This is a genomic window from Paenibacillus sp. FSL H7-0943, from assembly GCF_037963265.1.
GTDB lineage: Bacteria > Bacillota > Bacilli > Paenibacillales > Paenibacillaceae > Paenibacillus_AQ > Paenibacillus_AQ odorifer.
Window position 1 is genome coordinate 1,274,294 of the sequence record NZ_CP150148.1, and the last position, 12,876, is coordinate 1,287,169.

The 12,876-nt window shown below is 43.9% G+C and carries 12 protein-coding genes; 9 read left to right on the forward strand and 3 right to left on the reverse strand.

Annotation, left to right across the window (positions count from 1 at the left end; translation table 11 throughout):
- The first annotated feature begins 985 nt into the window (after positions 1–985).
- The 7 genes from NSQ55_RS05510 (at position 986) to NSQ55_RS05540 (ending at position 7,088) form a co-directional block, all read left to right on the forward strand.
- Positions 986–1,897, forward strand: a complete 912-nt coding sequence (locus NSQ55_RS05510; RefSeq protein ID WP_076186755.1) for a L,D-transpeptidase family protein — start codon at positions 986–988, stop codon at positions 1,895–1,897.
- A gap of 378 nt (positions 1,898–2,275) precedes the next feature.
- Positions 2,276–4,126, forward strand: coding sequence for an ABC-F family ATP-binding cassette domain-containing protein (locus NSQ55_RS05515; protein ID WP_339171824.1), 1,851 nt, complete (start codon positions 2,276–2,278; stop codon positions 4,124–4,126).
- Positions 4,127–4,274: 148 nt separating this feature from the next.
- A complete protein-coding gene (locus NSQ55_RS05520) occupies positions 4,275–4,574 on the forward strand; it encodes a hypothetical protein (RefSeq protein WP_143763941.1) in 300 nt (99 codons plus the stop codon).
- A 4-nt stretch (positions 4,575–4,578) separates the two neighbouring features.
- The gene (locus NSQ55_RS05525) at positions 4,579–5,106 is read left to right on the forward strand and encodes a hypothetical protein (protein ID WP_076186750.1); all 528 of its coding nucleotides are present in this window, start codon (positions 4,579–4,581) and stop codon (positions 5,104–5,106) included.
- A 35-nt stretch (positions 5,107–5,141) separates the two neighbouring features.
- Positions 5,142–5,681, forward strand: a complete 540-nt coding sequence (locus NSQ55_RS05530; protein ID WP_076277891.1) for an RDD family protein — start codon at positions 5,142–5,144, stop codon at positions 5,679–5,681.
- Between the two features lie 116 nt (positions 5,682–5,797).
- On the forward strand, positions 5,798–6,232 hold the full coding sequence (locus tag NSQ55_RS05535) for a MarR family transcriptional regulator (RefSeq protein ID WP_036680418.1): 435 nt from the start codon (positions 5,798–5,800) through the stop codon (positions 6,230–6,232).
- Between the two features lie 46 nt (positions 6,233–6,278).
- Positions 6,279–7,088, forward strand: coding sequence for an SDR family oxidoreductase (locus tag NSQ55_RS05540; protein ID WP_076129551.1), 810 nt, complete (start codon positions 6,279–6,281; stop codon positions 7,086–7,088).
- A 77-nt stretch (positions 7,089–7,165) separates the two neighbouring features.
- Here NSQ55_RS05540 and NSQ55_RS05545 read toward each other — a convergent pair whose 3' ends face one another.
- From NSQ55_RS05545 to NSQ55_RS05555, 3 genes are read right to left on the reverse strand one after another with little or no spacing between them, the layout of a single operon-like run.
- Entirely contained in the window at positions 7,166–9,457 is a 2,292-nt protein-coding gene (locus tag NSQ55_RS05545; RefSeq protein WP_076129550.1) for a carboxypeptidase-like regulatory domain-containing protein, read from the reverse strand.
- Positions 9,447–9,785 carry a hypothetical protein gene (locus NSQ55_RS05550; RefSeq protein ID WP_076129549.1) on the reverse strand — a complete coding sequence of 113 codons (339 nt, stop codon included), beginning with the start codon at positions 9,783–9,785 and terminating at the stop codon, positions 9,447–9,449. Before NSQ55_RS05550 ends, NSQ55_RS05545 begins: the two co-directional genes overlap by 11 nt.
- On the reverse strand, positions 9,782–10,309 hold the full coding sequence (locus NSQ55_RS05555) for a sigma-70 family RNA polymerase sigma factor (RefSeq protein ID WP_339171830.1): 528 nt from the start codon (positions 10,307–10,309) through the stop codon (positions 9,782–9,784). The genes NSQ55_RS05550 and NSQ55_RS05555 overlap by 4 nt, the downstream gene beginning before the upstream one ends.
- Positions 10,310–10,853: 544 nt before the next feature.
- On the opposite strand from NSQ55_RS05555, the gene NSQ55_RS05560 reads away from it, so the two are divergent.
- Positions 10,854–11,558, forward strand: a complete 705-nt coding sequence (locus NSQ55_RS05560; RefSeq protein WP_339171832.1) for a YjgB family protein — start codon at positions 10,854–10,856, stop codon at positions 11,556–11,558.
- Positions 11,559–11,706: 148 nt separating this feature from the next.
- Positions 11,707–12,858, forward strand: coding sequence for a winged helix-turn-helix domain-containing protein (locus tag NSQ55_RS05565; protein ID WP_081393669.1), 1,152 nt, complete (start codon positions 11,707–11,709; stop codon positions 12,856–12,858).
- The last annotated feature ends 18 nt before the right edge of the window (positions 12,859–12,876 follow it).

Below are 12,876 nucleotides of genomic sequence, written 5' to 3' on the forward strand. Positions count from 1 at the left end.
CGCTAGCTGATCTTCGATGGTAAAAACGTAGTTAGTTTGGTGTTAGAGCGTTAGGAGCGTGGTGGGGTGTGGGAGTAGATAACTGTGCTAACGGACTCAGATGCAGCTATTCGCGAGTTTAGGGTTTTTGGAGCGAGTTTCGGACCCGAGAGACGTTATTGGTCGTGAAGAGCAAGGAATTCGAGGGTATTTGAACAAATAACTGCGCTGGAGTCCGATAGCATCTCAAAACAGCGGATTTGTTGCAAATAGGGTCTCTGGAGTCCGCAACTAATACGCTAGCTGATCTTCGATGGTAAAATCGTAGTTAGTTTGGAGGCTGGTGAGTTGAGCTTCGGGATAATGGGATACGGGCAAATGTGTAGCGCAGTTAGTTTAAGGCTGGAGCGTCAGGAGCGTGGTGGAGATGTGGGGAGTTGTAGTGGAGATTTGGTGGAGTTGTAGTGGAGATATAGTGGAGATGTGGTAGGTAACTGTGCTAACGGTAACGGGCAAATGAGCGGACGCAGTAATGAACGCAGTAATGAACGCAGTAATGTATGAGACGTAGGGCGGAAATGTATGAGACGTAGGGCAGAAATGTTAGAGACATAGGAAAGAGCAAGGTAGAACTGTGCTAACGGACTCAGATGCAGCTATTCGCGTGTTTTAGGCCTTTTTGAGCAAGTTTCGGACCCGAGAGACCTTATTGGTCCTGAAAAGCAAGGAATTCGAGGGTATTTGAGCAAATAACTGCGCTGGAGTCCGATAGCATCTCAAAACAGCGGATTTGTTGCAAATAGGGTCTCTGGAGTCCGCAACTTATGTGTTTATGCGCGTGCTGATCTTTACGTATCTAAAGGTCGGCTTTTTGTCGTGCTTTCATTGGTTACAGTATTGCAATCTCTGCGTCAAGCGGGAGTGGACGAGTTGAAAAGAATAGGTACAGGCTGGTACGCAACATATTTGAAATGATTTCGTCTTTATATAACGGAGGTGGAGCAAGATGAATTTATGCTTTTCGAAAGGCCGGTTTCAAACTTTTTTACAGCGGAACATTAAACTGATGCTTGTATTTGGACTTTTGTTCGCTGCTTGCTTTACAGGAGTTGGAAGGGTGGAAGCTGCTGGCTCAGATCTGATCATCGTGAACAAAAAAACAAACAAACTCGCGTATTTCAGTGACGGCAAGCTGGTGAAGACTTTTCCGGTTGCCACAGGGAAGTCGAAGGAACTGACGCCAGAAGGTAGCTTCAAAATGGTGGTTAAAGTAAAAAACAGACCCTACTACAAAGAGAAAATTCCCGGTGGGGATCCGGCCAATCCGCTTGGCGACCGCTGGCTGGGGCTGGAAGTGAACGGGACCTATGGCACGACGTATGCGATTCACGGCAATAATAATGAGTCATCGATAGGGAAGTATGTTAGCGCCGGTTGTATTCGAATGCATAATGATGATATTCATTGGCTGTATCCAAAAGTAGCCAAGAATACTCGAGTTATCATTACAACGAGCACACTGGCTATGGAGAATATTGCAACTAAAAACGGGTACTCTGTGGGAAGTAATAAGTTTGCGGGGACTTTTGAGATCAATGGGACGACAACAAAGCTGAAGGATCCTTTTATATTGGAAAATTCCCGTGTGTTTGTTCCGCTGAGAGAATCCGTGGCCTTACTGGGTGGTACTTTGCAGAGTGAAGCGGGGACAGGAGCACTGATAATTACGATCGGCAATCGTACGGTGACACATAAGCCATTATCTAATAAGGCTATTGTGAATGGGAAATCCATTACGATTTTACCGTCACGCAATGAAAATAACCGATTACTAATTCCGCTGAGTATCCTGCCTGATTTATTTGCTGTTCAGGTGCAGTGGAATGCGCAGACTCAGGTGGTAAAGATTAAGTTATAATTGTTCTTGGCCTTTTATTTCTGATTTAAATTGTTATATACTGTACTTATTCTAAAATACGGACAATTACGGAGGGCCACCGACTGATGAATAACTAACACGTTTCCTGAAACAGACCATAAAGTTTGTGAAGTGCATATGCACAAGTCACGGAGCACCCGCGCAGGGTGATAACGGTCAGGGATACGTGTGTCGGTCGGGGGTCTTACGATGCTTTTATATGGATAGTTCTATCTATTGTGTTGGTTTACTCTGCATCCAGCAGGTGAACACGGCCGTAGTCTATCCATGTCTGGGCACATTCCCCCTTCATACGCTATTCGACCGCAGACCGTTGGCTGCGGTTTTTTATTTGCAATGAAATCGGAGGAATGAAAGATGACTATAATTAAAGTGAAGAATTTACGTAAGGAATGGAATGGGATCCCTTTATTTAAGGAGGTATCCTTTGAGATAGCAGAGGGAGAGCGCGTGCTTTTATTCGGACGAAACGGGATTGGCAAAACCACACTGCTTAAGGGGCTGATCGGTCGGCTTACTTTTGAAGAGGGAAGTATCTATCATGGTTTACCATCTGAAGAATGGGGTGTGCTCGATCAACAGCTTGAGGTACCGGGGGAAGTAACCGCATTGGACTACGTTCTTTCAGGGTCAGCACAGCTGCCTGAATTAAAACGCCAGCTCGAAGCCCTCAGTCAGAGACTGCAGGAGCAGAATGCTGATAACGAAACTGAATTGGCTGAATATACAGAGGTGTACGATCGTTACTTGCAGCTCGATGGATATGGCTGGGAGGTCAAAGCGGAAAAAAGTCTAAAGCAGCTCAAGCTTGAACATGCAGTCTGGGATTTGCCATACGCCTCACTTAGTGGAGGGCAAAAGACACGGGTGCAATTAGCAGCATTATTAGCCCGGCAGCCCAAGCTATTGATTCTGGATGAACCGACCAATCACATAGATGGAGAAACGATGGAGTGGTTGGAGCATTGGGTGTGCACATACCCTGGAACCGTGTTTTATGTATCACATGATCGTACATTTATTGATCGAACTGCGACGTCTGTGCTGGAGCTTAGTCCGGAGGGATGCCGGCGTTATTCGGGTGGATATACACAATACCGGGAGCAGAAGACTATAGAGCTGAGAACATTGGAGGGACAATATAAAAAGCAGGAGCAAGAAAAGGAGAAGCTGCTGGAGAGCATTAGGCGGTATGCAGAATGGTTCCAGCAAGCGCATCGTGCTGCCGGACAAAATGATTTTCTGCGTTCGAAATCCAAGAAAAATGTGTCTCGTTTCCATGCCAAGGAAGCTGCACTGGAACGGTTAAATAAGAACCGTGTAGAATTGCCCCGTGAGACTGGCAAGCTGAAGATGAAGCTGGAAAGCGAAGAGTTTCTGGCAGATTCTTTGCTGACACTCCGTGAGATAGAGTTTGCCTATGAGGGGAGTGCGCCTTTTCTTAGGGATTTCAGTTTGTCGCTAAACCGGGGAGACCGATTGTCTATTCTGGGTCCTAATGGTGTTGGAAAGTCTACGCTGCTGAAATTGATTGCAGGGATCAATAAGCCTACAAAAGGTGAAGTGCGGCTGCATCCACGGACGACAATCGGTTATTTTGCACAAGAGCTAGATAACTTAGAAATGAACTCTACGATTCTGGATAGCTTGCTTGAACTGCCGGGAATGACCCAGACGGAGGCGCGGACAATTCTGGGTTGCTTTTTATTTACGCGGGACGATGTATTTAAACGGATTGGGGATTTGAGTCTGGGGGAGAAATGCCGTGTAGCTTTCCTCAAGTTGTATTTTGGAAAAGCAAATCTATTGGTCTTAGATGAACCCACTAATTATCTGGACATTGACACTAGGGAACGAGTAGAAGAGGCACTTATGGTGTATCCCGGCGGGTTAGTAATGGTCTCGCATGACCGTTATCTTCACTCTAAAGTGGCTAATCGCTTGGTGATATTAGAGCCGTCTCAGGCACCAAAGTTTTTTCAAGGAACGTATGCTGAATACTTCGCAAAAGACAGAACCCGTCTGCTTACTGGTATAGAACAGGCTCGGGAGGATAACCTTGCCCTGCTGCAGCTGCGTCTGAATCAGCTGATTCAGAGTAGCGGTGTGGATTCTGAGGCGGAGAATGCAGCGCTAGTGGCGGAAATCGTTAATTTGCAGCGACAAATACAGGAACTAAGGGGCGAGGGGAAACCCGCATCCTCCTAAGCTGATAAAAAACACAACCTTGCTCAGGATAAATTTATCTTGGGCAGGTTGTGTTTTTAGGTAGGAGTCGTAAGGTGTAAGGTGTATAATTTGGAGGAATGTGGATTTTTTTTGGCGATAAAGAAACCTTGAGAGGATGGTTGCAGAATTGCTGAAATTGGGCTCTTTTATATTGGAATTACTTCGATTATGTATATTGCTTGTGCTGACTTTATTAGTTTTGGGTTGGGCAGAAAGATTGATCTATCAATTGATATTTGGTCAGCCCGTGTATAACTGGAGTATGGGACTCGGGAATTTATTGTTATTTTTTATGCTGTACCGGAATCATTTTCAGTTTAAAGGCTGGTATAAATCAGAGAAGAATCAAAAGCTAACGCTCCTCACCACAAGAATAATCACCGTAATTTCTATAGGACTAATAATCCTGCCGATAGGGCTAGGCTGAGCTTATGAAGATTAGAATCATTGGAGCTTGCGGCAGCGGCAAATCCTATATCGCCCGGGAGTTATCTAAAAAATACGGTGTAGAGTATTACGAGACTGACAACTTGGTATGGGACAGAAGTGCCGAGAATTTGCGCTTTTCAGTTGAAGCAAGAGATGCCCAATTGGAGGAAATCCTTGATAAACCCTCGTGGATTCTGGAAGGCGCACATTACAAATGGGGACAAGAGAGTTTTAAAGCTGCTGACTTAATCGTTATTTTGAATCCTAATAAAGTGATCAGGGATTTGAGAGTGTTTACAAGGTTTATAAAAACAAGACTGGGTTTAGAGCAAGCGAATTACAAGCAGTCATTTAAGAATCTGTATGTGATGATTTTTGAATGGAACCGTGGATATGATCAGGAGGCCGCACATAGGATTATAGAGTTAACGGATACTCTGTCTGATAAACGGGTAATTGTGAAAAATAACAAAGAGCTGGAGTCCATTATCCAAGAGCATCTGAGGAAGGGATTGTTAAATAGGGATTGAGCGACAAAGTAAATGATAGAGAGAGGAGTGCTTGCATGGATAACATTCTACCCGAGCATTTGGATCAGGAGAATTTTATAGGCTTTTGGAAAAGAGTGCTGGCTTCCATTCTTGATTTCTTGGTCATTGGAATACCTGGGGTTATCGTATACTGGATACTCAATTCATTAGCTGTTTCATTACACTCGGAGATACCTATTATCCTGGAGTACATTTTGTTTATCGCATTTGATATCTTTATGATTGTTAGATTTGGCGGAACTCCAGGGAAGCTGATTTTAAAAATAAAAATTGTCAATGAGCAAGGGAATTACCCTACAGTGAAGGAAGCTCTGATTCGAAATGTTTTCCGAATGATTAGTATGATTCTTTCAATGGTAATTGCGGTCAGCAGCTATGACTTTACCGTTATTTCCGCCAAATTATCCTTATGGTCGGATTTGGCTTTTGACCTCACTCAAATCCTGGGTCCAATCATGCTGGTGGATTACTTGTTGGTTGGATTACATCGCCGTAAACGTGCGATTCACGATTTGCTGGCTGGCACTTATGTTGTTGAGAAATCCGCAATTTGAAGAATGCTTTTCACCAAGCATTCTTTTTTTAATATTAAATATTTTACTATTAAATATTTTAGTGTTAAAATACTTCTATAAGCAGCCGATCATCATGAATGCCAAAGGAGAACCTCTTGGAAAATCCAGATATTTTTAAGCTAATACATGCAGTTGAATTATTTACGAATGAAGTTATTGTCCGATGGATGAACGCATTTGATCACAATATTGGGATATCTCCAGTTCTAGTCTTGGGCGAATTGAATAAAAAAGGCCCCTTGAAGCAGACTATTTTGGCTAAGAGACTAGGATATACGCCGGGAGCAATGACTAACATTGCTAATCGCCTGATTAAGCAGGGGATGGCCGAGCGAAAATATAACGAAGATGATCGACGGAATGTACTTCTATCTATCACGGACAAAGGAAAAGACGTTTTGAAGGAAGCACAGCTTAAGGGACAGGAGCTAAGAGCTGAAATGTTCCAAAAGCTCAATGAGGAGGAACTGCAGCAATTCTTGAAAATCTATGAGAAGTTGTTAACGAGCTTTGATAGCTCTGAAACATAAACCAAGTCATCTTAGAAGCACAATAACATTATAAAGGGGTATGAACATGGGAAGAGTTCAAGGTAAAGTTGCATTAGTAACTGGAGGCGCTTCAGGTATTGGCTTATCAGCTGCCACTCTATTAGCTAGAGAAGGAGCAAAGGTTGTTATTGCCGATTTTAATGTGGAAGCAGCCAAAGAAGCAGCATCTAAGATTAAAAATGAAGGCGGAGAAGCTGAAGGTCTTTTCTTAGATGCCTCCCAAGCGGATTCGATCAAGGAAGCTGTTGACTTCACAGTTGCTCAGTATGGCACCATCACAATATTGTTTAATAATGTAGGTCTAACTAATCTGCAAAAAGACCTTGATGTGGTCAATATAGATTTGGAAGAGTGGGATCGCCTGATGAACGTAAATACCAAAAGTGTTCTGTTAGGCAGCCGGTTTGCTATTCCTCATATGATTAAAGCGGGCGGAGGCTCGATCATTAACACAGCTTCGATGTCAGCATTCGCAGGGGATTCATTGCGTACTGCTTATGGCTCCTCTAAGGCAGCTGTTGTGAACCTTACTCGTTACATCGCTACACAATATGGTAAAGACAAAATCCGTTGTAACGGGGTGGCACCAGGGCTGATCCTAACACCTGCCGCTGCAAGAAATATGCCGCCAGCGGTATTGGATATTTTCCAAAAATTCAACGCGCTTCCTTATCACGGTGAAGCTGATGATATCGGCAATACGGTTTTGTTCCTGGCATCGGATGAATCCAAATTCATCACAGGCCAAACGATTGAAGTAGAGGGTGGCCACTATATGTCTAACCCAAGTATCACGGATTTCCAGAATTACATGATGGAAGCTAAATCTAAATAAAAGATTATGTGTAATTAAAAATCCGGTCCATGCTCGAATTTGTCGAGCGGGACCGGATTTTTGTTTATTTTAATGAATTAGCTTACCTCTAAAACTGCCTGCATAAAGGTCTTCAAAGCGGAGGGTTTGGCATTTGCGATCCATTGCTTTAACTCATCAGTTTGACCATTCACATACCATCCAAGCTTCTCTTTTAACTCTTGGTCAAAGACTTTAGGTTGATTTTTTCGTTCCGCTAACAGTTGTTTAATCATTTGTGGCCAACGGTATCCACTATGACCAAAGCTGTGTTCAGGATAACGCTCAGCAAGTGTCATTACCGAAGAGAGTGATTCACCAGCGTATAATTCTGCCGCCAAAAAGCTGCCAATAAAACGATGGCTATCATCATACTTTAGGGCGATCGCGAATTGTTTACGAGCTTCTTCAAGCTTCCCTTGTTGCATGAGGGCTGTAGCGTTAATAGAAAGTACATAACCGTTAGTATTGGGTCGGTTTAGTTCGTTGTAGTAGGAATAATATTCGTTATACGACTTCCAGTCCGCATGGTCAAAATAGTACTGCGATAATGTGAAGGCATAATTAGTAGAAGGCTGTAGTTGTATTAGCTTTTCGAGTAAAGGAATCGCCTTATCTTCTAATGTTGTATCCTTTGTGAGGGATGATTTTGCCAGCATCAACTTTACTAGCATGTGCAGGGCATGAACATCCTGTGGGTCATCGGCAATATTTTTTTGGTACATTTCTAGTGCCTGATCCGTTTTCTTATCCAGTAAGAGTTGGTCAGCCGTAGTAAGCTCTCTTTCCTTGAGATAAAAGAACGGCAGATTGCCGACGGTGTCTTCGTTCAATCTGTAGCCATTACTGCGGGTAATCAAGTGTCCATCTGCATCTAAGGCTTCAATATTCCAAGAAAAGCGCACTTCGGGATTCATAAATCCGAGAAGGGAGAGGGGATCAATAGATTCCCAGCCATCTCCACTGCTGCCATAGGAAAAACCGCCGCCATCGTAAAGTTCTTCTACAGGAATGGAGATATGGTTATCTACAATACGATCCCGAATTTGTACGCCCAACACGGCCCCCTCCCCGCCACCGCTTAAACGATAGTAAGCTGCACCTTCAACAGCTTTCCAGCGGAAATCTATGGTCTTGCCCGTTAGGGTTTCCTGATTAATGGGAGACTGCAGCTCAAGCAGAGGTTGTAGAACTATGCTCTCATTCAACCTGTCATCTGGTTTAACTTCAATCCAATCGTCATATTGTACAGGCCAAGTCCAGCCGTCGATCTGATCATAGCCAAGTCCAAGCTGTAACTGATAAAAGCCCGGAATCACACCGTGAAATTCGAAACGTCCTTCAGTATCTGTGACGATTCGGTAGGGTTCAGCAGAAGTGATGCTATGGTTAACTTCGCTTTCAGCGCGGAGAAAAATACCTGCCCGCGGAACTGGGGTGCCATCGCTTCGTGTAAGGGTACCGGAGACGACAGCAGTTGAGGTATTTCCCATATCTATAGCAGACTGAATTGCGGTTCGAAGCGATTCCAGCTGTCTTTCAGTATCTGAAGTCCCAGCTTCTGGTGCTGCTGCTGATCCTGTATTGTCTCTGGAGCCTTCGTTCGAACTGCTGGTGGCAGCGTTCATTTGTTTATGAATATCCTGCCAGAATTTTTTGTAGCTCTCCAAGCCATCGTTTACTACGGCAAGTGCTTCCTGTGCTTTGCCTTTTGTAAAGAGTAAACGCCCGGTAAGCCATGCTTTTTGTGCGTTTAGCTCTTCCTGAGACTCGGATGGAAAGGGGGTTTGTTCAAGAATTGTTTCAGCGGTTGTTATATCGCCACTATTTAGGGCTCGCTCCGCTCGAAGGAGCTCCAGCTGTTTAGCTACAGTGGAGTTGCTGTTTAACGGTTTCGCTGCGGTGATTAGCGCTTGATCTCCATCTTCCTTTCGGCCAAGAGCATCATATTCATAAGCTAACTGCTTAGCCGCAAATATACGTGTATTATCCGAAGGCCCCTCAAGGATATATTCCTCAAGCAAAGGTACTATGTCCTCCGGTAACAGACCCGAACGCTGGGTTTCATCATTACTCCACTGGCTCATCGAAGGGCTAACATTAACGTCATATCTGTAGGGATCATAGCTGTGATCCTTATCAAGGATGTTTGTACGGATTAGCTCGATACGTTTACTCCCGGTTGTGGAAGCCAGCTTTTGCAGAAGATCAGTCCTAGCTATGTTAGATTGAATAGCTGTGCTCTGATCTATCTGCGCCTGTGAAGGTAAGAAGTTAAACAGAAGAATAAGCAGGGAGGCAGGGAGCAACACGAATAACACCAGATGTTTGATTTTTATCTTAATTCTCATGTTTTTTCACCGCCTGCTCGTAGATATCCTTCCAATACGTATTTCCTCCAGCTTCGATTAGTTCTCGGTTCGCACGCTGCGGGGTGTTTTGTTGTGGCTGTTGTTTAATCTCTGGCTGATGCAGGGTCAGCGAAACGATTAGAATAATGGCACCGATCGCACCTATAGGTTTGACAGGGATCTCAATTTCCTTATTCCACAGCGCCAATAAACGGGCTCCAAAGGTTGGAGGGTGAGTCTGCTTAATGACCCGGTCGTGTCCAGTGAACTGGAGGTTTTTTAATTCTTCATCAAGCTGCTTTTTGACCACATCGCGTTCTGTATTCATAAGAAATGTCCCTCCTTCACCAAAATCTTTTTTAAGAGCGTCCGGCCTCTGGCGAGTCTGGATTTGATCGTATTTTCAGATGTATTTAATTGCTCGGAAATTTCCCGGATGCTCATCTCATGAAAGTAATATAAAGTTAGACATTCCCGGTATAGATAATCGAGATTTTTCAGGGACTCGGTGAGCCTGACATTATGCCATTCCACCATAAAAAGCTCTTCTGCTCCGGCTGTGAAGTCAGCATCCCCGTTGGTTTGCAGCTCTGACCCTCCCGCCGGGAAAATATTACGCCAGCTCCAAGTCCGTTGCCTCATGCGGCAGCGATTGACCACTATCCGTATTAGCCATGCCTTCAGCCGATCCGGCTCCTGTAACTGACTCATTTTGGCATAAGCTTGAATAAAAGTATCTTGTACCGCTTCTTCGGCACTTTGTCTATCTTTGAGCAGTAAAGAAGCGGTTCGCAGCAGCATATCTCCATATTCGTCCATTAACAGGCGGAGAGCTGACTCATCTTTTGCCACAATTCTCTCTATAATATTCAGATGCAGCTCCCCTCCCTTTACTAATAAGATGCGGCTTGGAGGATTAAGGTTGCGTTTGAATGGAAAATTCTTCAACAAATGTCGCGATTACAGTTCGTGTACTCAGAAGGACGCCAGATGTGGGTTTTGTTGGAATCTATTGCACAGAATGCAATGGATTGCTTTTTTAAGCAGGATTAGCTCCTTTCTATTGTACGTTCTGCAATGAAACCTTCGAGGCTGGGAATGACGTCTAAGGTCATATGGTTCATGAGTTTATGAGCTTATGAGTTCACGAGTTTATAGTTAAATGGAGTTATGTGGAGATTTTAAAAGAGAAACTTACTTGAGTTAGGTGTCGGAAAAAAGGGTTTTATGTAGAAAAATAGAGTGTTTATGAATTTATATTTGTAGATATGGGTAAAAGAGGGTTAGCCAGAAGTATTGCCGCTATCCTGCAACTATTTGATTTTCACCTCGTCTGTATGTTCAGTTTCATTTTTTGCAAGTCGACTTTAAGGTAATCCACTAAGGAGATGACATCATGTCAGTACAGATAAAATTAATAGCAGGCTCTATCCTGCTCACAGGAATGATTGGGCTTGCTGGATGCAGTTCGAACAATGAGGCGGGGAATTCAGAATCCCAGGCAACGGCCCCAACAGAAACGGCTGTAACAGCATCCTCTGAGCCGGAAGTTAGTCCATCAAGCACCCCAGCAGAAACTGCACCAGAAACTGCACCAGAAACTGCACCAGCAGCGACTTCCTCCCCTACGGAGACTGATAAAGATTCAACCAGCTCAAATTCACAAAATAGCGACAAACAGCTTAAAGAGTTACTCGAGCTTGCCAAAAAAGGGAAGGTGCCTGGTGTAAAATATGCCGCTCATACCGGACTCATTGATGAGGTCGAAGCGGATTGGGGCAAACCTGATCAACAGGAGTCAGCGGGAAAAGGTATTTATGCTACCTACACTGACAGACATGTCGTGTTTGGATTTAATAAAGGAAGTTTAATCTTCGATGTTCGTTCAAGTGATTCCGCGCTGCAAAAGCTGACGCTGAAGCAAATTGAGGCAACACTCGGCAAGCCAGACTATACCAAAGTTAACGGAGAGGATAAGATTTACACTTATCAAGCCAATGACCAATACCAGCTGAAATTTATTATTCCAAGCTCGACCGGTACAGTAGATCATATATCCGTATTTAGTGAACAGGATTCTTTTAACAATATGGCTGGGTAAGTGGCATGGGTTAGAAGAGGAGAGAGCAATCATGCAGAGGAATCTGGGGGTTGCTCTTTTTGTATATTCTTTTTTGAGGTGGAGTAGGCCTTGGACGGACTGTTATAATGTAACCAATGAGCGGGTTCGGGGAAAGTGAGGTTCTATCATGCAGCTGGAATTAAATGAAAGTGAATATAAAGTGACCGCAGAAGGGATAACGATAGAATTATTCCCAAAAGAATTTACGCTTTTTCAGTTCTTGTACAAAAATAGAGGGCGTACATTCAGTCGAGAACAACTATTGGATAAAGTATGGCCGCTTGAATATCCGGTAGAGCGAACGGTAGATGATCATATTTATCGGCTTCGTAAAAAGCTAGGCAAGCTTCAAGACTTAGATATTAAGACTGTTCGGGGATTTGGTTATAGTCTGACTATGCAGGAGCCCTCAGCTGCTATGGCCAATCCGACTACATATGACTTAGAGATGCAAAAGACGATGCGGGAAGTATTCAAGAAATATCACCTATATGGCCAAGGTCGCTCGATGTTAATCCTCGCACGCCAACAGGATGTTTTGGGGTATGCGATGGATCCGTTTTATTCGATCTATATTCATTTTGTACAGGGAGATTTGGATTGGCTGCTGAACACAACCGAGGTGGGGATAGAGGAACGGTTTTATTCCTTATTAATCTGTTATGTTCTATTGGGTGATCCTAAGAAAAAACTAGAGTTCTGCGAGTTAGTCCTTGAGAAAAAGATTCTTTTGCCGCCTCAGCATCGAGAAGTGGAGATCCTTAATATTCTGGATTTGTACATACTGGCTGGGCAACCGGAAAAAGCATTGGAACGACTAAAGCTAACATATGAAGTGATTAAAGAGCCGGGGTATGAGAGTTTCATTCCTATTACGGCGACCTCAGAAATGCTTGCACACTTGTGGATGGGAACAGAAGATCACGTAATAGAACGGATGGCAACAGACATTGAAGCGCTTTTGCTGGAGAAACCTTATTTGCGTGAGATCGGTAGTTATAAAGTTACAAGGGGCTTGTGGTTTCTACGGCGCAAGTCTTGGCGTGAAGCCGAGCAACTGTTGGATGAGGCACTTCAGGTGCTTGAGATGTCAGGGTTCGTGCCGATGCGGATATATGCATTGTATCGAATAGTTCATTTTTGTAACGAGTTTCCACCCAAGCCAGCTTTGTATCGCAAATATGTGAATTTATTTGAACGAGAGAAGGAAGAGCGGGGGTTCCATCGGTTAGAACAATCCTTGGATACCGTGCTTACGAACCTTGTGACCGCCCCCTGACTGCCCCCTGATAATTCT